Origin of the sequence: Xylanimonas protaetiae (genome assembly GCF_004135385.1) — a bacterium.
GTDB lineage: Bacteria > Actinomycetota > Actinomycetes > Actinomycetales > Cellulomonadaceae > Xylanimonas > Xylanimonas protaetiae.
The window spans coordinates 484,001-503,452 of sequence record NZ_CP035493.1; the positions used below are offsets into that span (position 1 = coordinate 484,001).

A 19,452-nucleotide genomic window follows, 5' to 3' on the forward strand; every position below is an offset into this window, starting at 1 on the left:
GCTGCAAACGTTCGCAGCCGCGGCGCGTCACTCGGCCGGCTCCTTGGCGGTGAAGCGGTTCCAGATGTCGACGAAGCAGGGCTTGTCGATCTGGTACCAGAACCACACCCAGACGCCGCCGACGACGCCCAGGAGCGCCGCGGACGCCCAGGCCACGATGCCGATCGCCACGATCGCCATGGCGACCACGCCGAACGTCGACTTGACAGAGAACGCCATGTAGTACACCGCGAGCCGGGCGATGTCGCCCGTGCGGAAGTTGAAGAACGTCGCGATCGCGACGGCGTGCAGCGCCCAGATCAGCCCGACGACGGCGATGACCAGGAGGGCGATGCGGTACATCGGGCCGATCCCGGCCTCCGCCCCGAACGCGAGCGTGAAGCCGATGATGCCGAGGACCACCATGGCCGGGACCCACAGCTTGAGCACGTCCGCCCAGTTGAGGCGGTAGCCCCGCCAGAACGCGCGGGCCGGCGCGAGGTCCAGGTCGGTGTACCGCGCCCGGACGGTGTACAGGCCGGCCGACAGGGCCGGGCCGACGAAGAGGCCGGTGAGCGCGATGAGCGGGATGTTCGACGGGTCCGGCGGGAGGAACATCCCGAGCACGATGGTGGGCAGGCACGCCACGACCAGGAGCGCCGTGAGGACGATGTACCAGTAGATCGCCCGGGTCGCCTTGCTGAGGAAGCCCTCCGTCGGCTCGCCGGGGACCGGCTTGTGCGGCGACCTCTCGAGCGGCTCGAAGGGGTTGCGCGCCGGGACCGGCTGCTCGTTCGTGGTCATGGTTCAGAACCTATCGTCGGGCGGGGATGCGGGCGTCGTGGAGCAGCCGGGGTGCGCGAACGGCCGCCCGCCAGCGGTAGCTGGCGGACGGCCGTTCGCGCGTCCCGGCGAGGTTCCCCGTGGGTGTCAGGTCACCTCATCGGCGTCCGGGGCTGGTCAGTCCCGGGTCCGCTGGTACGCGGTGTTGTGCGTGTCGGCGACCTGCTGGGCACCGAGCGACAGGATCTCCTGGACGAACGCGTCCCACTCGGTCATCGAGCGCGTGCCCACGATGAACGCGGCGACGCCGGACTCGGTGGCGGACTGGACGGCCTCGTTGACGAGGTTCATCGACTCGGTCTCCGACTCGCTGAACGGCGTCGGCGGGTTGACCGGGAGGATGGTCTTGGCGTCCATCATGGCCTCGAGCCACTCGATCTGCTCCGGGAGCATGACCGAACGGGTCAGCTCGTCCGAGCCGCCCCACGTGTTCATCCAGACGCCGTCCTGGAAGCCGAAGGTGGCGTTGAGCGGCGTGTTGCCGTCGGCACCCTCGTTGACCGGGCCGGCACCCTGGACGGTGCCGATGTAGTGACGGTTGCCGTCAGCGTCGATGTCGAAGGTCGTGCCGCGGACACCCCACTGGGCGAACTCGCGACCCTCCTCCGAGTAGTGGATCCAGTCGATGAACTGGAGCGTCGCGAGGAAGTTCGGCGACTGGGCGAGGTTGGCGTTGAGCACGAAGCCCGGGCCAAGGCGGCCGCCCTGGACGTTCGAGCCGGCCGGGCCCTCGGGGACGACGATCATGCGGGTGTTGAGCTCGATGCCGAGGTCGGCAGCGCCCTGGACGAGGGCCTGGGCCATCTGCTGGGCGTTCGTCGAGATCGCGGCCGAACGACCGTTGATGAACTTGGCGATCGCGGCCTCGTCGGTCTGCGTGATCTCCGGGTCGAGCAGGCCGTCGGCGCGCAGGTCGGCGAAGAACTGCACGAGCTCGCGGTAGCCGTCCATCGTGATGCGCGGCACGAACTCGCCGGCGTCGGTGTCGAACTCGGCGACGTTACGGGTCCAGCCGGCCGTGGTGCCGAAGTTGGCGGCAGCCATGTTCAGCGTGGCGCCGAGCGGACCCGACGACTCGTTGTTCCAGCGGTCCGAGAGCGGGTAGTCGACGTCGGTCGCGTCGGCGACAGCCTGGAGCTGCTCGGCGAACTCGTCCCACGTCTTCGGGTCCTCGGTGATGCCGGCGGCCTCGAAGAGGTCCACGTTGATCGCGAACGAGTGCTCGATGTTCGGCGACTGGCGGATGCCCGGCAGGATGTAGATGCCGCCGTCCTCCTGGCGACGGGTCTCGAAGTCACCCTCGAGGTCCCACTCCTCCATGAAGTGCTGGAGGTTCGGCATGTAGTCGAAGAAGTCCGACACGCGCAGCAGGGCGCCACCGGCGACCCAGGCGGTCTCCTCGCCCGGCCACACGACCGGGACGATCGACGGGAAGTCGCCCGAGCCGATGAGGATGGACCGGCGCTGGCCCCAGTCAGCCATGAGGACGTCCTCACGGTTGAACGTGACGTTCTGGTTCTCCTCGAACGCCTGGTTGATCAGCCAGTCGTCCATGATCGGGTAGTTCGGGTGCACGCGGTAGAGCAGCTCCAGGGAGATGGGCTCCGTGGCGCGGAAGGTCGTCCCCGCCTCGAAGTTCTCCATGGCGCCGACGCGGCCCGAGTCCGGGATCAGGACGCTGGGGTCGTCGGTGGCGCCGTCGGAGCCGGCCTCGTTGCCGCCGCCGCCGCAGGCGGCCGCGAGCATCGCGACGGTGATGGCGGTCGCAGCACCTGCTGCGGCCTTACGGGTCATCCTCACTTGCTTCTCCTTCTGGGGTACGCCGTTGTACGACGCTTTCGGGGGTGGAGCTTGGAGTGCGGGCCGGGGTTGGCCCAGGGGTCAGCCCTTGACCGAGCCGAGCATCACGCCCGACACGAAGAACTTCTGGACGAACGGGTAGACGAACATGATCGGCAGCACCGTGAGCAGCATCGTCACGGCCTGGATGTTCGCGCCGACCTGGGCGGCGTCCGCCGTGTCGGCGATCTCCTGCGTGTTCAGCGACCCCGCGATGAGGTTGCGCAGGTACATCGTCACGGGGTGCATGTTGCGGTCGCCGAGGAACAGGAAGGACCCGAACCAGGCGTTCCACATCGTCACCGCGTAGAACAGCGTCATCGTCGCGAGGAGCGCCTTCGACAGCGGCAGCACGATCCGCAGGAACGTCCCGAAGGTGTTCAGGCCGTCGATCGACGCGGCCTCCTCGAGCTCGCCGGGGAAGTTCTCGAAGAAGGACTTCATGACGAGCAGGTTGAATACGCTGAGCGCACCGGGCAGGACGACCGCCCAGATCGTGTTGCGCAGGCCGTACCACTGGCCGACGACCACGAAGTGCGGGACCAGGCCGCCACCGAAGAACATCGTGAAGGTGGCCATGCCGATCATGAGCTTGCGCCCCGGCAGGTGCTGGCGGCTGATCACGTACGCGAAGCAGGTCGTGATGACCATCGCGATGATCGTGAACAGGACGGTGTAGAACACGGTGTTCCGGTAGTTGATCCAGAACATCGGGTCGCCCATGACCGCGCGGATCGTGGTGGTGTTGAAGCCCACGGGCCACAGGTTCACGCGCCCGGCGCGGATGGCGCCGTCCGACGAGAACGACATCGCGATGAGGTTGACGAACGGGTAGAGCGTGACGACCACGAGGAGCGTCAGGAACGAGTAGTTGAACCAGCGGAACACCTTGGTGCCGCGGGTGTCCTTGACGGTCGTCAGGGAGTTGCGCACACCGGCGATGTCCGGGCGGACGGATTCGGTCACCACAGCGAGCTCCCAACAAGCTTCCGCGACACGAAGTTCGCGCTGACGATGAGGACGAGGCCGATGAGCGACTGGAACAGGCCGATCGCGGTGGCCAGCGAGAAGTTCGAGGCACCGATGCCGATGCGGAACAGGTAGGTCGAGAGCACGTCGGCGGTCGAGTAGATGAGCGGGTTCTGCAGGAGCAGGACCTTCTCGAAGCCGACGGCCATGAAGGTGCCGATGTTGAGCACCATGAGGACGACGATCGTGGGGCGGATGCCCGGGAGCGTCACGTGCCAGGTCTGGCGCCAGCGGTTCGCGCCGTCGATGCGGGCGGCCTCGTAGAGCTGCTCGTCGACCGTGGTCAGCGCCGCCAGGTAGAGGATCGTGCCCCAGCCGACCGTCTGCCATGCCTCGGAGATGATCCAGATCGGCCGGAAGAACTCGGCGTGCTGCATGAAGATGATCGGGTCGACGCCGAACCATCCGAGCATCTGGTTGACCGTGCCGTCACGCGTGGTGAGCTGCAGCACGAGGCCGGCGACCACGACGATCGACAGGAAGTGCGGCAGGTACGTGATCGTCTGCACGAAGCGCTTGAACTTGCGCGCGCGCACCTCGTTCAGCAGCAGCGCCAGGATGATCGGGAGCGGGAACCCGATGACGAACCAGAGGCCGCCGAGGATCACCGTGTTCCAGAACGCCTGCCAGAACTGCGGCTGGCTGAAGGCGAGCTCGAAGAAGTGGAAGCCCACCCACTCGTCACCGATCAGCGAGCCACCGGGGCGGAACCGGCGGAACGCGATGATCGCGCCGAACATCGGCACGTACGCGAAGAGGACGAGGTGGACCATGGCCGGGAGGGCCAGCACGTAGAGCTGCCAGTCGCGGCGCAGCGCCTTCTTGAACGAGCGCTTCCGGTTCACGGTGGGTGCCGTGAACGGCGAGTCGGTGGTTTCACCGCCCCCGCGAGTGCGACGGCCGAGGCCGTCTCGATCTGTTGCGCCACCCTGCACTCCAGTTCCGGGCATCCGTGCCCTTGGTCTGTGGCTGGTGCGGCCCACCGGGAGGTAGGTCCGCTTGGTGTCCCCCGAAGTTTTCGGATGCCCAGCCGTGAACATTGCGAGAAGGACGCGATCGACGGGCGGGCGGCCGATCTCGGGGGGTGGCCGAATCTGCACCGCCCCTTGGTGCGGGATGCGCGATGGGTTGGCAACGAATTGGTTACGGCCTGGTGCGCCTGTATAGGCTCGGGACACGGCGAAAGTTTCGCCGCACCCTTCGACCCGGAGCCCGCCGATGTCCTCACCACGTCCGACGATCACCGACATCGCCGCTGCCGTCGGAGTGTCGGCGCCGACGGTCTCGAAGGTCATCAACGGGCGCACCGACGTCGCCGACGCGACGCGCGCCCGGGTCGAGGAGGCCCTCGACAGGCTCGGCTACCGACGTCGCCGCAGCGGCCCGCCCGCCGCGGGCACCGGGCTCATCGACCTCGTGTTCCACAACATCGGGTCACCGTGGTCCATGGAGCTCATCCAGGGCGTCGAGCACGCCGCAGCGGAGCACCGCGCGTCGGTGATCCTCACCGAGCTGGGCGGGAAGCACCGCCCGCCGGACGCCTGGGTGGAGACGACGCTCGCGCGCCCGCCGCTCGGCGTGCTGCTCGTGGCGGCCCACCTGTCCGACGAGCAGCGCGAGCGCCTCGCGCGGCGGTCGATCCCGTTCGTCGTCATCGACACCGACGGGGAGCCCCCGGAGGACGTCGCGACCGTCGGCACGGACAACTGGTCCGGCGGGCTGCTGGCCACCCGCCACCTGATCGCGCTGGGGCACACGCGCATCGCCGCGATCGGCGGCCCGGCGGACATGCTGTGCGTGCGCGCGCGGCTCGACGGCTTCCGCAGCGCCCACACCGAGGCGGGGCTCGTCGCCGACCCGCGCCTGGTGCGGTCGGGCGACTTCTACGTGGGCGCCGGCTACCAGGCGGGCCGCGAGCTCCTCACGCTGCCGGAGCACGAGCGGCCGACCGCCATCTTCGCCGGGTCGGACATGCAGGCCCTCGGCGTCATGCGGGCCGCCGCCGAGCTCGGCGTCTCCATCCCGCACGACCTGTCGATCGTCGGCTACGACGACGTGCCCGTCGTCGAGTGGGTCTCCCCCACCCTGACGTCGATCGACCAGAAGCTCGCGACGCAGGGCGCCGTCGCGACGCGCCTGCTCATGGACCTCGCGCAGGGCCGCATCCCGGCGACGCCGCGCATCATCCTCCCGTCCGACCTCGTCGTCCGGGCCTCGACGGCGCCGCCCCGGCGCTGACCGCGGCCGGTCCCGACGCTGACCGCGGCCGGTCCCGACGTGCGAGAGGCGGCCCGGACCGAGGTCCGGGCCGCCTCTGCGGCGCTGCGGGAGGGCGTCAGCGGACGCCGACGACGTCGACGACGAACACCAGCGTGTCCGTGCCGCCGATGCCCGCCTGGGGGGCGCCACGCATGCCGTAGCCGTGCTCCGGCGGGATCGAGAGCAGCACGCGGTCGCCCACGTTGCGGCCGACGAGACCCTTGTCCCAGCCGCCGATGACCATGCCGACGCCGATCGGGAAGTCGATCGTCGAGCGGCGGTCGTACGAGTTGTCGAAGACGTGCCCGTCCCAGATCTGGCCCAGGTAGTTCACGACGATGGTGCGGCCGGCCTCGACGACGGGGCCGGTGCCCTCCTCGAGCACCTGCACCTGCAGGCCGGACGGCGCGCCGCCCTCGGGGAAGGTCAGCTCGGGCTTGTCGCCGAACGAGCCGGACGCGGTGGGCAGAGTGGTCACGACGGACACCTCTCGGGTGGGGGGGAACGAACCCGCCCAGCCTACGGGGAACGGGGCGCCCTCACCCGCGGCGGCCCCCGGGTGGCCGCAGCCGCGCTGGCCCGCGCCCCGCCGGCGTGTGCACGCTGGGTGCATGGCGCCCGAAGGGTCGAGCACGCCGCACCTGTCCGCACCGGCCGGGTCCGCGGCCGGCACGACGCCGGACAGCCGCAGCCCGTTCCCGGCGATCGCGGACTACGGGTTCCTGTCCGACTGCGAGACGAACGCCCTCGTGGCGCCGTCGGGCGCGGTCGAGTGGATGTGCGTCCCACGGCCCGACTCCCCGAGCGTCTTCACGGCCCTGCTCGACCGCGGCGCCGGCCTGTTCCGCGTGGGCCCGTACGGGGTGCGCGTGCCCGTCGCCCGCCGCTACCTGCCCGGCACGCTCGTCCTCGAGACGACGTGGCAGACGTCGACCGGCTGGCTCGTCGTGCGCGACGCCCTGGTGCTCGGCCCGTGGCACCACACCGCGCACCGCTCGCCCACCCACCGCCGCACCCCCACCGACGACGACGCCGAGCACCTCCTGCTGCGCACCGTGAGGTGCGTGTCCGGCACGGTCGACCTCGAGGTCGTGTGCGAGCCGCGGCCCGGCTACGGGCGCGACGCCACGCGCTGGGAGTACGAGGGCGACGGCTACGACACGGCCGTGGGCCGCCCGGACGCCGCCCCGGCCGCCGACGGCGCAGACCGGGCCGCCGACGGCGCCGCGCCGCCCGACCTGCGCCTCACCTCGAGCCTGCGCATCGGCCTGGGCGAGGGCCGCGCGAACGCGCGCAGCCGCATGACCGAGGGAGACCAGCACTTCGTCGCGCTCTCGTGGGGCGAGGAGTCCCTGCCGCGGACGTGGTCCGACGCCGCCGACGCGATGTGGCGCACCGAGCAGTTCTGGCGGGGCTGGATCACGCAGGGCGTGTTCCCGGACCATCCCTGGCGCACCTACCTCCAGCGTTCGGCGCTCACGCTCAAGGGCCTCACGTACGCCCCCACGGGCGCCCTGCTCGCGGCCGCGACGACGTCCCTGCCCGAGACCCCGCAGGGGCCGCGCAACTGGGACTACCGGTACTCGTGGGTGCGGGACTCGACCTTCGCCCTGTGGGGCCTGTACACCCTGGGCCTGGACCGTGAGGCGAACGACTTCTTCGCGTTCGTCCAGGACGTCGCCCACGACCAGCTCCAGGTCATGTACGGCGTGGGCGGGGAGCAGCGGCTCGACGAGTCCGAGCTCGCGCACCTGTCCGGCTACGAGGGCGCGCAGCCTGTGCGCGTCGGGAACGCCGCCTACCAGCAGGACCAGCACGACGTGTGGGGCACGGTGCTGGACTCCGTGTGGGTGCACGCGAAGTCGCGCGACCAGCTGCCCGAGTCGGTCTGGCCGATCCTCAAGCACCAGGTCGAGGAGGCCGCGCGGCACTGGCACGAGCCCGACCGCGGCATCTGGGAGGTGCGCGGCGACCCGCAGCACTTCACGTCGAGCAAGCTCTTCTGCTGGGTGGCGCTCGACCGTGGCGCGCGCCTGGCCCGCCTCTACGACGCGCCTGATGTCGCCGCGCAGTGGCAGGAGGTCGCCGACGAGGTCCGCGAGGACATCCTCGCGCGCGGCGTCGACGAGCGCGGCGTGTTCGTCCAACGCTACGGCTCCGACGCCCTCGACGCGTCCCTGCTCCTCGTGCCGCTGCTGCGCTTCCTGCCGCCCGACGACGAGCGCGTCGTCGCGACCGTACGGGCGATCGCGGACGAGCTCACCGAGGACGGGCTGGTGCTGCGGTACCGCGTCGAGGAGACCGACGACGGCCTCCGGACCCACGAGGGCGCCTTCACGATCTGCTCGTTCTGGCTCGTCTCGGCGCTCGTCGAGATCGGCGAGACCGACCGTGCCCGCGCGCTGTGCGAGCGCCTGCTGGGGTACGCCAGCCCGCTCAGCCTCTACGCCGAGCAGATCGACACGGCCACGGGCCGGCACCTGGGCAACTTCCCGCAGGCGTTCACGCACCTGGCGCTCATCAACGCCGTCATGCACGTCGTCCGCGCAGAGAGGGCGCGTGGCGAGCGGTTCCGTTTCGAGGCCGCCCACCACGCGCCCTGAGCGCCTGGCACGGGAAGGTCAGTCGCGGCCCTGCAGGATCGCGATCAGACGCAGGAACTCCAGGTAGAGCCAGATCAGCGTGACCATGAGGCCGAAGGCCGCGGACCACGCGAACCGGGCGGGGACGCCCTGCTCGACGCCACGCTTGATCGAGTCGAAGTCCATGATCAGCGAGGCTGCCGCCAGGCCGACGGCCACGAGGCCGACGACGACGCCGAGGCCGCCACCACGCGCACCGGCGCCTTCCAGCACGTTCGTCCACACCAGGACGAGGTTGATGAACTGGAAGGCGAGGAAGCCGACCATGGCGATGATGAGCCAGCGCGTGAACTTGGGCGTCACGCGGACGCGGCCCGACTTGTAGAGGAACAGCGCCGCCCCGAACGTCACCATCGTGGCGAGCACGGCCTGGACGACCAGGCCGGGGATCGGCTGCCCGCCGACCGCGCCACCCTCGAACGCCTTCGAGATGCCGCCCAGGAACACTCCCTGAGCCACCGTGTACAGGCTGATCAGCACCGGGCTCGGGTTGCGCTTGAACGAGTTCACGAGGCCCAGCACGAGCCCAACGACCATGCCGAGCGGCCAGATCCCGGGCGCGAGCTTCCACGTGGCGGCCGCGACCACGACCAGCAGTGCCAGCAGCCCGCCCGTCTTGATGATCACGTCGTCGTATGTGAGGCGCTTGGTGTCCGCCGTCGTCGCCGACGGGGCGCCGTAGAGGTACTCCAGCGAGGCGGTGTCGGTGGCCTGCGCGCCGTACGAGCCGGCCTGCCCGTACTGCGGGGCGGGCTGCGTCGCCGTCGCGCCCGGCGCCTGCTGGGTGCCGACGCCGCCGCGGCGCTGCGCCCCCTGGCGCTTCGGCTCGCCGAAGACGTCGCTGTTCGAGAAGTAAGGGTTGCTCAACGGGCTCCTCCTGGTCTGGCCCCGGGCGGGGTCACGTCCGTCACCCCGTCTCCCGGTGCAACGCGGCGGGGGCGCGGGCAGTTCCCATCCTCGCCGCACGGGTGCGGGACGCGCCACCCCCTGGCCCGTCTCGTGGACAGACTCAGGGTTCGCGTCAGGGTCGCTCAGGGTTCTGCGGACGCGGTGCCCCGTTAGGCTCGGGACCATGATCGAGGCACATGGCCTGACCAAGCGTTACGGCCCCAAGACCGCCGTCGACGACATCACCTTCACCGTCCGACCGGGCATCGTCACGGGCTTCCTCGGCCCGAACGGCGCCGGCAAGTCGACGACGATGCGCATGATCATGGGCCTCGACCGGCCCACGGCCGGTGCGGTGACCGTCAACGGGCTCCCCTACTCCCACCACCGCTCGCCGCTCACCGAGGTGGGCGCCCTGCTCGAGGCGCGTGCCGTGCACCCGGGCCGCTCGGCCGAGCAGCACCTGCGCGTGCTCGCCGCGACGCACGGGTTCCCCGACCGCCGCGTCGGCGAGGTCATCGAGCTGACCGGCCTCGAGTCGGTGGCCCGCAAGCGCGTCGGCGGCTTCTCGCTCGGCATGGGCCAGCGCCTGGGCATCGCGTCCGCGCTGCTCGGCGACCCCAGCACGCTCATCCTCGACGAGCCGGTCAACGGCCTCGACCCCGAAGGCGTGCTCTGGGTCCGCAACCTCGCCCGCTACCTCGCGAGCCAGGGCCGCACCGTGTTCCTGTCGTCGCACCTCATGAGCGAGGTCGCCCTCACGGCCGACCACGTCATCGTCATCGGCAAGGGCAAGATCCTCGCCGACACGTCCGTCAAGGACTTCACCGCGGGCGCCTCCCGCAAGACCGTGCGGGTCAGCACCCCGGGTGCCGCCGCGCTGGCCGCGGCGATCGAGCGTGCCGGTGGCACCGCCGTCGCGGCCGACGGCGAGGCGTCGGTCGGCCGGCACGCCGCCGACGACGCCCTCGCCGCGGCGCCCGCCGTCCCCGGGACGCTCGAGGTCACCGGCCTCGACGCCCCCACGATCGGCGAGCTGGCCCTGACGGCCGGCGTCGCGCTGCACGAGCTGACGCCCGTCGTGTCCACGCTCGAGCAGGCGTACATGGAGCTGACCAAGGACTCCGTCGAGTACCGCACCGAGGACGTCTCCCACGTCGACGCCGCCACGACCACCACCGGAGGCCAGCGATGAGCGCCGCCACCCTCTCCCGCCCGGACTTCACCTCGCCGTTCGCCGGCTCGAAGGTGACCTTCCCCCGCCTGCTCGTCTCCGAGTGGCGCAAGCTGTGGAGCCTGCGGTCCACCTGGTGGGTGCTGGGCATCGCCGTCGTCATCATGATCGGCTTCGCGCTGATCTTCTCGGCCGCGTTCACCAGCTTCGTCGCCGACAACGCCGACGCGCAGGGCGAGATCGCCGCCGCAGGCGGCATCCCGCCCACCACGTTCATCACGGCCGGCTACCAGTTCGCCACGCTCGTCGCGGCGTCGCTCGGAGCCATCGCGATGACGGGCGAGCACTCGACCGGGATGATCCGCGCGACGCTCTCGGCGGCCCCGACCCGCCTGCCGGTGCTGTGGGCGAAGATCACCGTCATCGCCGTCGTGTCGTTCGTGGTGATCGCCGTCTCGACGGCCATCGCCTACCTGGTGACCCACCCCGTCCTCGCCAACCACGACATCACCGTGGACCTCGGCGACGGCGAGCAGCTGCGCTCGCTGATCGGCGTGCCGCTGTATGTCATGGTCGTCGCGGTGCTCGCCGTCGCGGTCGGGACGCTCGTACGGAACACGCCCGGCACGATCGTCATCGTCGTCGGGATGTTCTTCCTGGTGCCCAGCATCATCGGCACCATCGCCGGCGTGACGAACGCGGCGTGGGCGCAGAACCTCAACAAGTGGCTGCCCAGCGCGGCGGGCGAGCGGATCATCACCCAGGTCGGCTCCGGCGCGTCGGTCAACGGGCCCGGCGGCCCGGGGACGAGCCTGCCGCTCTTCGACGCCTGGCAGGGCTTCGGCGTCCTGGGCCTCTACACCGTGGTGCTGGTGGCCTTCGCGGCCCTCGTGCTCAAGCGCCGCGACGCCTGACCGCCGCGCTACAGGCCCGCCGGGATCGCTCCCGGCGGGCCTGTGTCGTCCCGGGCGTGCGCCCCGGTGCCCCCGCCGGGGTTCGAACCCGGACTGGGTCGGGTTTAAGCCGACTGCCTCTGCCAGTTGGGCTACGGGGGCCAGTCGCCGTCGTCGGACCACGGGGGCCGCAGACGGCAGGAGCACCGCACGCCGGGCGTGCGGTGCTCCTCGAAGCCTAGACGGCGGGCGTCACTGGGCCTCGACGGGGTGGCCCTCGGCCGCGGTCTCGGCGGACGACTCCGCCTTCTGCTCGATCTTCGCGCCGAGCGGCGCGGGCGGCACGGCGGCCTTGCGGAACTCGTCGCGCGGGTCGTGCACGGAGCCGAGCGAGACGATCTCGCGGCCCATGATGAACTGGCCGAGCCAGCCGATGATGATGCGGATCTTGCGGTTGCCCGTCGGCATCGCCAGCACGTGGTAGCTGCGGTGCGCGGCCCACGCGAGGAAGCCGCGCAGCTTGAGGAAGCCGAACAGCTCCGCGACGCCCTTGTACAGGCCGAGCGAGGCGACCACGCCGACGCTCTTGTGCTTGTACTCGTGCGGCACGTGGCCGGCGCGCTTGGTCACGATGTTGTCGGCGAGCTGCTTGGCCTCGCGGATCGCGTGCTGCGCGTTCGGCGGGCAGAACTTGCCCGGGTTGAGCACGTCCGGCACGGCGGCGCAGTCGCCCGCGGCCCACGCGTCCGCGACGACGTTGCCGTCCTCGTCCGCGACCTCGAGCGTCGGCAGCACGATGACGCGGCCCAGCTTGTCGACCGGGAGGTCCGAGGCCTCCTTGAGCACCGGGTTCGCCTTGACGCCGGCCGTCCACACGATGGTGTCCGACTCGAACTCGACGCCCGTCGACGTCGTGACGTGACCGTCCACGCACGACGACAGGAACGTGTTCAGGTGGAACTCGATGCCGCGCTTCTTCATCTCCTCCATGGCCCACAGGCCCATGGGCTCGGAGACCTCGGGCAGGATGCGGCCCGAGCCCTCGATCATGACGAAGCGCAGGTCCTCGGGGTCGATCGTGGCGTAGTTGCGCGTCGCGTAGCGCGCCATGTCCTCGATCTCGGCGATCGCCTCGACGCCGGCGAAGCCGCCGCCGATGAACGTGAACGTGAGCATGCGCCGGCGCAGGTCCGCGTCCCACGTGGACGAGGCGACGTCCATGCGGTTGAGCACGTGGTTGCGGACGGCGATGGCCTCCTCCACGTTCTTGAAGCCGATGGCCGTCTCCGCGAGCCCGGGGATGGGCAGCGTGCGGGAGACGGAGCCGAGGCCTACGACGAGCTCGTCGTAGGTGACGTCGTAGGCGTCGCCGGCCTCCGGCTCGATCGTGACGCGCTTGCTGGCGTGGTCGATCGCGACGACCTTGCCCTGGAGCACGTCGACGCCCTTGAGGGCCCAGCGGTGCGGGGCGACGACGTCGCGGCCGTCGATCGAGCCCGCGCCGGCCTCCGGGAGGAAGGGCGCGTAGGTCATGTACGGACGCGGGTCGACGACGACGATGGCGGCGTCGGCCTTGCGCAGCTTCTTGCGCAGGCGGCGTGCGACGTAGAGCCCGACGGAACCACCACCGAGCACCACGATGCGCGGGACCTTGCGGGTGCGGTGGCTCCCCGCCGCATCCTGGGCAGGGGTGACCGAGGTCAGGTCGTTCTGAGGCATGGAGTGAGTCTACCCAGGGCACCGGGCGGCAGAGGCCAAAGTCCCCGTTTACCTGATCACAACGAGACAGGCAACCTGCGCGCGCTCCCGCGATGGGTCGTGGCGCGGCGTGCGCCGCCGCGCGGACGGGGGCGCCCAGCGCGGTACAGACCCGTCGCGCGGCGGTGGCCGCGGCCTGCCGGACCGTGAGATCCGGCGCGCCGCGGCCACGCGTCGGCGCGGGGCGTCAGGCGCCGTCCGCCGAGGTCACGCCGGCCGGAGGCGCGCCGTCGCCGTCCGACGGGGCGACCGCCGGCGGGGGCGTCGTCGGCGCGTCGACCCCCGGTGGGGCGGTCGGCGCGGGCGTCTCGGGTGCCTCGGTCGGCGCGGGCGTCTCGGGTGCCTCGGTCGCCGGGGCGTCCGGGTCCTGCGTCGTGGCGTCGGGCTCCGTCGGCGCGCCGGCGCTCGGCTTCGGGGCGCTCTGCTCGATCACCGTGGGCGCCTTGAGGAACGGCCACGGCTGCTGCTGCGCGCGGGCGCCGACGGCGGGCTTCATCTGCCCGGAGTCGTCGACCACCACGTCCTTCTCAGGCAGCGCAGACAGCGGGAAGACGTTCCAGCGGGCGCGGCCGTCCGTCGCCAGGCCCGGGCGGAAGATCCACCGGCCCTCGACGTCCGGCACCGACCACCGCTGCCACTCGGCGTCGACCGGGACGGTGCGGACCGGGCGGCCGCGGTCGTCGAAGAGCTGGACGTCGCGCAGCGGGTCGCCGTTCGCGTCGTAGGCGAAGAGGTTGGACACCTGCATGCCGTCCACCCACACGCCGTCCTGGCCCGACGGCGAGGCGGCGCCCCACGACACCTGGCCGCCCTGCGCGGCGCCGCCGCTCCCCGCGTCGCTCAGGCCCGAGGCGTAGCCCGCGCTCCACTGCGACCCGTCGCCGGCGCGCACCTGGTCGCGCGTCGCGAACGACATCGGCAGCAGCGCGACGAGCGCCACGACCGAGGCCACCCCGGCGAGCGTCGGGACCCAGCGCCACGGCATCCAGCGGCCGCGGCCCCACTGCACGCTCACGACGACCACGACGGCGACGACCGCCAGGGCGCCGCCGTCGAGCGGGACGACGGAGAACCGCCCCCGGCCGCCGAACAGCGAGGCGAGGAACGCCCCGACGAGCCAGCCGCGGGCCACCCACCACACCGGGGTGAGCTCGACGAGCACCTCGCGCACCGCCCGCCAGGCGGGCGTGGCCGTCAGCGGCTCCCAGGCGCGCCACCACGCCGCGGCGACCCGCGTGCGCCGGGCGCGCAGCGCGGAGCGCAGCACCGAGCGCAACCGCCCGCGGCGTGGCGCGACCACCGCCGGGGCCGGGAACCCGGCCGCGGCGCGCAGCTCGGCGGCGTACCGCGCGGGCGGCCCGAAGACCTTGGTGAGGTCGAGGGCGACGTCGTCGGTCGCGTCGGCGTCGGTGGCGTCGGCGGCGAGCAGGGCGCGGTCGGCGACCGCGTCGGCCAGGTCGGCCTCGAGCCCGCCGGCGAGGTCCTCGACGGCGTCGGGGCCGAGGTCGGCCAGGTGGAGCCGCACGGCCTGGGCGTAGCCCCGCACGTGCGCGTCGAGCATCGTCTGACCAGCCATCACGCCGCCTCGTTCCGTCCGGTGCCGAGCAGGCCGCCGAGCGCGCCCGCGAACTCCTGCCATTCCTTGCGCTGGGTGGTGAGCATCTGCCGCCCGAGCGGCGTGATGCCGTAGTACTTGCGGTGCGGGCCCTCCTCCGAGGGCAGCACGTAGCTGGTCAGCGCGCCCGCCGCGTACAGGCGGCGGAGCGTGCCGTACACCGAGGCGTCGCCGACGTCGTCGAGCCCCTGCGACCTCAGGCGGCGTACGACGTCGTACCCGTACCCGTCCTCCTGCTCGACGACGGCGAGCACCGCCGCGTCGAGCACCCCCTTGAGCAGCTGTGTCATGTCCATCGCGTCCCTCCCGACGACAACCTTGCGAATCGCACACTACTGCGCACCCCGCACTACCGTGCGATGCGACACGCGAGGAAGGAGTACAAGGGGTGACCTGCCGCCGCGTCTCAGCGGATCGACAGCGCGATGCCGTCCAGGATGTCGTGCTCGCTCGTGACGACGTGGGTCAGCTCGCCGCCCGCGGCCGCGACGTCGTCGCGCACCCGGCGGACCACCTCGGCCCAGACGAGCGCGCCGGCGCCGACGACGTCGGCGCGCAAGGGCTGGAGGAAGCCGAGGGCCAGGCGTTCGTCGCGCGACATCGCGAGCAGGCGCTCGCACGCGCCGAGCGTCTCCTCGACCGTGAGCACCGCGCCCCCGACGCGCGAGCGATCGTACTCGCGCAGGCCCAGCGCGTACGCCGTCACGGACGTGACCGAGCCGGCGAGGCCGACCAGCGTGGTGGTGCGACCCAAGGGCACTCCCCCGGGCCCGGTCGTCGCAGCGTCGAGGGCGGCCTGCACGTCGGCGCGGGCCGCGGCGACCTCGTCCGCCGTCGGGGGGCTCGTGTGCAGGTGACGTTCGGTGAGGCGCACGGAGCCGACGTCCATCGAGACGGCCGCCTCGGGCGTCGACCCGCCGAGCACCAGCTCGGTGGACCCGCCGCCCAGGTCGACGACGAGGAACGGCCCCGGGTGCGTGGCGCTCATGGGGCCCGTCGCGCCGCGGAAGGACAGCTGCGCCTCCTCGTCGCCCGAGATCACCTCGGCCTCGACGCCGATGGCGGCGCGGATGCCGTCGAAGAACACGTCGCGGTTGCGGGCGTCGCGCGTCGCTGACGTCGCGACGAAGCGCGTGGCCTCCACCCCCAGGTCCTTGATCACCTGCGCGTACTCGCGCGTGACGGCGAACGCGCGCTCGAGCGCGTCGGGCGCGAGCTCGCCGGTGCGGTCCACGCCCTGGCCCAGGCGGACGATCGTCGTGCGCCGGTCCACCTCGGTGAGCGTGCCGTCGTCGGCGACGTCGGCGACCAGGAGGCGGAGCGAGTTGGTGCCACAGTCGACGGCGGCGACGCGGCGGGAGGCAGCAGGCGAAGTCACGCGGACAACCTTCTCACCACCGGCCGACGCGGTGCGCCCGGTGGCCCTCCGGCACCGTGTGATCCCTTTCGCTGTAGTACCTCCTTGCGTTCAGGGGCCCAGAACGCAACGAAGTACTACGCCGAAACGGTCAGCAGGTGCAGCGGTCCCGCGACCACATCGGGGCTGCGAGCGCCAGCGTCTCCTCGCCCAGCGGGTTGACGCCCGGGCGGGCGAGGGCGTGGGCCATGAGCACGTGCAGGCACTTGACGCGCGTGGGCATGCCGCCGGCGGAGATGCCGTCGATCTCGTCGACGTGGCCGAGCTCCGCGCGGTCGGCGAGGTAGGACTCGTGCGCCGCGCGGTAGGCCGCCGCCAGTTCCTCGTCCTCCTGGAGCCGGTCGGTCATGGCCTTCATGACCCCGCGGGTCTCGAGAGTCGACGCCGCGGCGACCGCGCCCGGGTGCGTCAGGTAGTACGTCGTCGGGAACGGCGTGCCGTCGGGCAGGCGCGGCAGCGTGCGGGCGACGAGCGGGCGGCCGCAGACGCACCGGGCGGCGATGCCCACGACCCCGCGCGCCTTGCGCTGGAGCTGCTCGGCGAGCACCTCGAGGTCGGCCGGGGTGACGTCGGTGGGGTTCTCAGGGACGGCGTAGCTCACTGCCCGATTGTGTCAGACGGGTCCTCGACCGCGCCGCCGTCGTCGGGGCCGGTGTCGTCCGGCCGGTCCGCCGGCTCGGTCCCGTCGGCCGGCGCGGTCCCGTCCGGCGCGCCGTGCGGGCCGTCGGCCACCTGCACCGAGTCCCACAGCGTCGTGTACCAGGGCGTCCCGGCGTCGCTCTTCCCGCCGACGACGCCGGCCTCGACCGGCTTGCCCGTGGCGGGGTCGATGTCCTCGACCACCCGGTCGCCGCCGACGGTGCGCCACACCTGGTCGCCGGGCATGACGAACAGCAGGCGGTCGCGCGCCTGACCCATGACGAACGCGTCGTCGCTCCAGCGGTCCAGCTCCTGCTGGAGGCGGTCGGCCTCGGCCTGTCGGGCCTCGACCCGGCCCCGGAGCTGGTGCAGCTCCATCGACTGCTGCACCGCGGCGCGCACGGTCGGCACCAGCAGCACGGCGGAGATGAGCACGACGACGGCCAGGACCAGCAGGCGGACCGTCACGACCTCGGGCAGCACCAGGCCGTTGTGGGCCCGACGACGGTCGCCGCGCGCGGGCCCCCCGGGCGGTTGAGGATGGCGCGGGCGCCTGTGCCGCGGGCGGAGGCGGGCACGGAGCCGTTCGCGGTGACCTTGGCCGTCCCCTTCGGCGGGACCTTCGGCGCCGCGGGCCGGGCGGCGGCACCGCGCCCCGTCGTCCGCGGCTGCGACGTCGTCGGGCGGGACTGCGAGCGGCCCGACGCGCCGCCGCGTGCCGCCGGCCGGGAGGCCGGGCGGTGCGGGGGCGAGGTGGGGCGGCGGGCGGTCACGCCCCGATTGTGCCGACCGGGAGGGCCGGGCGGGCGGACGTGTCGCGGCGCGCCCGCAACCCTCCCTTTCGATGTCGTCGTTCGTTGCGGAACGGCGCCCAGAACGCAAGGAGGTACGACATCGAAACGGGGGGAAGACGGCGGCGGGCCGCCCCTCCGGAGAGGGACGGCCCGCCGTCGTGGTGCGCTGGGCTCAGCCCTTGAAGCGCGGGAAGGCGCTGCGGCCGGCGTACACGCCCGCCTCGTCCAGGGCCTCCTCGATGCGGAGGAGCTGGTTGTACTTGTTGATGCGCTCGCCACGGGCCGGGGCGCCGGTCTTGATCTGGCCGGCGTTGGTGGCCACCGACAGGTCGGCGATGGTGACGTCCTCGGTCTCGCCGGAGCGGTGCGAGGTCATCGTGGTGAAGCCGTTGCGCTGAGCCAGCGTGACGGCGTCGAGCGTCTCGGTCAGGGTGCCGATCTGGTTCAGCTTGACCAGGAGGGAGTTGGCGGCCTTCTCCTCGATGCCACGGGCGAGGCGCTCCGGGTTGGTGACGAACAGGTCGTCGCCGACGACCTGGACCTTGTCGCCGACCTCGGTGACGAAGGAGGTCCACGCGGCCCACTCGTCCTCGGACAGCGGGTCCTCGATCGAGACGATCGGGAAGTCCGCGACCATCTGGGCGTAGAGGGCGATCATGTCCTCGGTCGAGTGCACCTCGCCGTTCTTGAAGCGGTACGCGCCGTCCTTGAAGAACTCGGTGGCGGCGACGTCCATCGCGATGGCGATGTCGGAGCCCGGCGTGAAGCCGGCCTTCTCGATCGCCTCCATGATGAGCTCGAGCGCGGCACGGTTCGAGGGCAGGTCGGGGGCGAAGCCGCCCTCGTCGCCGAGACCGGTCGCGAAGCCCTTGGCCTTGAGGACGCCCTTGAGGGCGTGGTAGACCTCGGCGCCCGAGCGCAGGGCCTCCTTGAAGGTGCCCGCGCCGATCGGGGCGATCATGAACTCCTGGAAGTCCACGGTCGAGTCGGCGTGCGAGCCACCGTTGAGGATGTTCATCATCGGGACCGGCAGCACGTGGGCGTTCGGGCCGCCAACGTAGCGGAACAGGTCCAGGCCGGCCGACTTGGCGGCGGCCTTGGCGACGGCGAGCGAGACACCGAGGATGGCGTTCGCGCCGAGCTTGCCCTTGTTCGGGGTGCCGTCGAGGTCGATCAGCGTCTGGTCGATGAGGCGCTGCTCGTCGGCGTCGTAGCCGATGAGCTCGGGGGCGATGTCGTCGATGACGTGGTTGACGGCCTGCTCCACGCCCTTGCCCAGGTAACGGCTCTTGTCGCCGTCACGCAGCTCGACCGCCTCGAAGGCGCCGGTCGAGGCGCCGGACGGGACGCCCGCGCGGGCGAACGTACCGTCGTCCAGGACGACCTCGACCTCGACGGTGGGGTTGCCGCGCGAGTCAAGAATCTCGCGGGCGCCAACGGCTTCGATGCTAGCCACGGGAACTCCTCTGGGAATGGATGGCTGGGTGCCTTTGCGGTCGTGAGTCAGCGTAGTTCCGAAGCCCTGACGCGGCGCGGTGCGCCCGCGCACAGGCGGACGACGGCGTACTCACGAGTGGTCGGACCATAACACGCGTCACACCCGCGTTCCCGGGCTCAGGCTCACGGTGCACGCACCGCGGTGCAGGGCCTCCGACCAGGCACGGACGACGGTGGCGCGCCCAC

The 19,452-nt window shown here is 71.8% G+C and carries 18 protein-coding genes and 1 tRNA gene; 4 read left to right on the top strand and 15 right to left on the bottom strand.

What is annotated here, in order from left to right:
• Window positions 1-27: 27 nt before the first annotated feature.
• The 4 genes from ET471_RS02115 to ET471_RS02130 form a co-directional block, all read right to left on the bottom strand.
• On the bottom strand, window positions 28-783 hold the full coding sequence (locus tag ET471_RS02115; protein ID WP_129186384.1) for a DUF624 domain-containing protein: 756 nt from the start codon (window positions 781-783) through the stop codon (window positions 28-30).
• A 156-nt stretch (window positions 784-939) separates the two neighbouring features.
• Window positions 940-2,616: an ABC transporter substrate-binding protein gene (locus tag ET471_RS02120; protein WP_242496488.1), complete on the bottom strand. Its 1,677-nt coding sequence runs from the start codon at window positions 2,614-2,616 to the stop codon at window positions 940-942.
• Window positions 2,617-2,703: 87 nt separating this feature from the next.
• Window positions 2,704-3,630, bottom strand: a complete 927-nt coding sequence (locus tag ET471_RS02125) for a carbohydrate ABC transporter permease (protein WP_425356566.1) — start codon at window positions 3,628-3,630, stop codon at window positions 2,704-2,706.
• The gene (locus ET471_RS02130) at window positions 3,624-4,640 is read right to left on the bottom strand and encodes an ABC transporter permease (protein ID WP_129186387.1); all 1,017 of its coding nucleotides are present in this window, start codon (window positions 4,638-4,640) and stop codon (window positions 3,624-3,626) included. Before ET471_RS02130 ends, ET471_RS02125 begins: the two co-directional genes overlap by 7 nt.
• Window positions 4,641-4,908: 268 nt before the next feature.
• Here ET471_RS02130 and ET471_RS02135 point away from each other — a divergent pair, with 268 nt between their 5' ends.
• Window positions 4,909-5,928 carry a LacI family DNA-binding transcriptional regulator gene (locus tag ET471_RS02135; RefSeq protein WP_129186388.1) on the top strand — a complete coding sequence of 340 codons (1,020 nt, stop codon included), beginning with the start codon at window positions 4,909-4,911 and terminating at the stop codon, window positions 5,926-5,928.
• 97 nt (window positions 5,929-6,025) lie between these two features.
• Here the strand turns inward: ET471_RS02135 and ET471_RS02140 are convergent, their stop codons facing one another.
• Window positions 6,026-6,427 carry an FKBP-type peptidyl-prolyl cis-trans isomerase gene (locus tag ET471_RS02140; protein ID WP_129186389.1) on the bottom strand — a complete coding sequence of 134 codons (402 nt, stop codon included), beginning with the start codon at window positions 6,425-6,427 and terminating at the stop codon, window positions 6,026-6,028.
• A 133-nt stretch (window positions 6,428-6,560) separates the two neighbouring features.
• Here ET471_RS02140 and ET471_RS02145 point away from each other — a divergent pair, with 133 nt between their 5' ends.
• Window positions 6,561-8,552, top strand: coding sequence for a glycoside hydrolase family 15 protein (locus tag ET471_RS02145; RefSeq protein ID WP_129186390.1), 1,992 nt, complete (start codon window positions 6,561-6,563; stop codon window positions 8,550-8,552).
• An 18-nt stretch (window positions 8,553-8,570) separates the two neighbouring features.
• Here the strand turns inward: ET471_RS02145 and ET471_RS02150 are convergent, their stop codons facing one another.
• A complete protein-coding gene (locus ET471_RS02150; protein WP_129186391.1) occupies window positions 8,571-9,458 on the bottom strand; it encodes a Bax inhibitor-1/YccA family protein in 888 nt (295 codons plus the stop codon).
• A 205-nt stretch (window positions 9,459-9,663) separates the two neighbouring features.
• On the opposite strand from ET471_RS02150, the gene ET471_RS02155 reads away from it, so the two are divergent.
• Together ET471_RS02155 and ET471_RS02160 are read left to right on the top strand one after the other, a co-directional pair.
• Window positions 9,664-10,674: an ABC transporter ATP-binding protein gene (locus tag ET471_RS02155; protein ID WP_129186392.1), complete on the top strand. Its 1,011-nt coding sequence runs from the start codon at window positions 9,664-9,666 to the stop codon at window positions 10,672-10,674.
• Entirely contained in the window at window positions 10,671-11,567 is an 897-nt protein-coding gene (locus tag ET471_RS02160) for an ABC transporter permease subunit (RefSeq protein ID WP_129186393.1), read from the top strand. The genes ET471_RS02155 and ET471_RS02160 overlap by 4 nt, the downstream gene beginning before the upstream one ends.
• A gap of 67 nt (window positions 11,568-11,634) precedes the next feature.
• Here the strand turns inward: ET471_RS02160 and ET471_RS02165 are convergent.
• The 9 genes from ET471_RS02165 to eno all read right to left on the bottom strand — a co-directional run bounded on the left by ET471_RS02165 (window position 11,635) and on the right by eno (window position 19,225).
• A tRNA-Leu gene (locus ET471_RS02165) sits at window positions 11,635-11,708 on the bottom strand.
• A gap of 90 nt (window positions 11,709-11,798) precedes the next feature.
• On the bottom strand, window positions 11,799-13,265 hold the full coding sequence (locus tag ET471_RS02170) for an NAD(P)/FAD-dependent oxidoreductase (RefSeq protein WP_129186394.1): 1,467 nt from the start codon (window positions 13,263-13,265) through the stop codon (window positions 11,799-11,801).
• 226 nt (window positions 13,266-13,491) lie between these two features.
• The gene (locus tag ET471_RS02175; RefSeq protein ID WP_129186395.1) at window positions 13,492-14,880 is read right to left on the bottom strand and encodes a hypothetical protein; all 1,389 of its coding nucleotides are present in this window, start codon (window positions 14,878-14,880) and stop codon (window positions 13,492-13,494) included.
• On the bottom strand, window positions 14,880-15,215 hold the full coding sequence (locus ET471_RS02180; RefSeq protein WP_129186396.1) for a PadR family transcriptional regulator: 336 nt from the start codon (window positions 15,213-15,215) through the stop codon (window positions 14,880-14,882). Before ET471_RS02180 ends, ET471_RS02175 begins: the two co-directional genes overlap by 1 nt.
• Window positions 15,216-15,325: 110 nt before the next feature.
• A complete protein-coding gene (locus tag ET471_RS02185; protein WP_129186397.1) occupies window positions 15,326-16,297 on the bottom strand; it encodes a Ppx/GppA phosphatase family protein in 972 nt (323 codons plus the stop codon).
• Window positions 16,298-16,427: 130 nt separating this feature from the next.
• Window positions 16,428-16,937 carry a DUF501 domain-containing protein gene (locus tag ET471_RS02190; protein ID WP_129186398.1) on the bottom strand — a complete coding sequence of 170 codons (510 nt, stop codon included), beginning with the start codon at window positions 16,935-16,937 and terminating at the stop codon, window positions 16,428-16,430.
• The gene (locus ET471_RS17845; RefSeq protein ID WP_165350367.1) at window positions 16,934-17,458 is read right to left on the bottom strand and encodes a septum formation initiator family protein; all 525 of its coding nucleotides are present in this window, start codon (window positions 17,456-17,458) and stop codon (window positions 16,934-16,936) included. The genes ET471_RS02190 and ET471_RS17845 overlap by 4 nt, the downstream gene beginning before the upstream one ends.
• A complete protein-coding gene (locus tag ET471_RS17850; protein WP_165350368.1) occupies window positions 17,440-17,748 on the bottom strand; it encodes a hypothetical protein in 309 nt (102 codons plus the stop codon). The genes ET471_RS17845 and ET471_RS17850 overlap by 19 nt, the downstream gene beginning before the upstream one ends.
• Before the next feature lie 193 nt (window positions 17,749-17,941).
• The gene (gene eno, locus ET471_RS02200) at window positions 17,942-19,225 is read right to left on the bottom strand and encodes a phosphopyruvate hydratase (protein ID WP_129186400.1); all 1,284 of its coding nucleotides are present in this window, start codon (window positions 19,223-19,225) and stop codon (window positions 17,942-17,944) included.
• Between the last annotated feature and the right edge of the window lie 227 nt (window positions 19,226-19,452).

Excerpts from the sequence above, each read along its gene's own strand:
- ET471_RS02120 (WP_242496488.1), bottom strand. The coding sequence starts at position 2,616 with ATGACCCGTAAGGCCGCAGCAGGTGCTGCGACCGCCATCACCGTCGCG.
- ET471_RS02180 (WP_129186396.1), bottom strand. The coding sequence starts at position 15,215 with ATGGACATGACACAGCTGCTCAAGGGGGTGCTCGACGCGGCGGTGCTC.
- ET471_RS02135 (WP_129186388.1), top strand. The coding sequence starts at position 4,909 with ATGTCCTCACCACGTCCGACGATCACCGACATCGCCGCTGCCGTCGGA.
- ET471_RS02175 (WP_129186395.1), bottom strand. The coding sequence starts at position 14,880 with ATGGCTGGTCAGACGATGCTCGACGCGCACGTGCGGGGCTACGCCCAG.
- ET471_RS02155 (WP_129186392.1), top strand. The coding sequence starts at position 9,664 with ATGATCGAGGCACATGGCCTGACCAAGCGTTACGGCCCCAAGACCGCC.
- ET471_RS02160 (WP_129186393.1), top strand. The coding sequence starts at position 10,671 with ATGAGCGCCGCCACCCTCTCCCGCCCGGACTTCACCTCGCCGTTCGCC.
- ET471_RS02145 (WP_129186390.1), top strand. The coding sequence starts at position 6,561 with ATGGCGCCCGAAGGGTCGAGCACGCCGCACCTGTCCGCACCGGCCGGG.
- ET471_RS02170 (WP_129186394.1), bottom strand. The coding sequence starts at position 13,265 with ATGCCTCAGAACGACCTGACCTCGGTCACCCCTGCCCAGGATGCGGCG.
- ET471_RS02115 (WP_129186384.1), bottom strand. The coding sequence starts at position 783 with ATGACCACGAACGAGCAGCCGGTCCCGGCGCGCAACCCCTTCGAGCCG.
- ET471_RS02130 (WP_129186387.1), bottom strand. The coding sequence starts at position 4,640 with ATGCCCGGAACTGGAGTGCAGGGTGGCGCAACAGATCGAGACGGCCTC.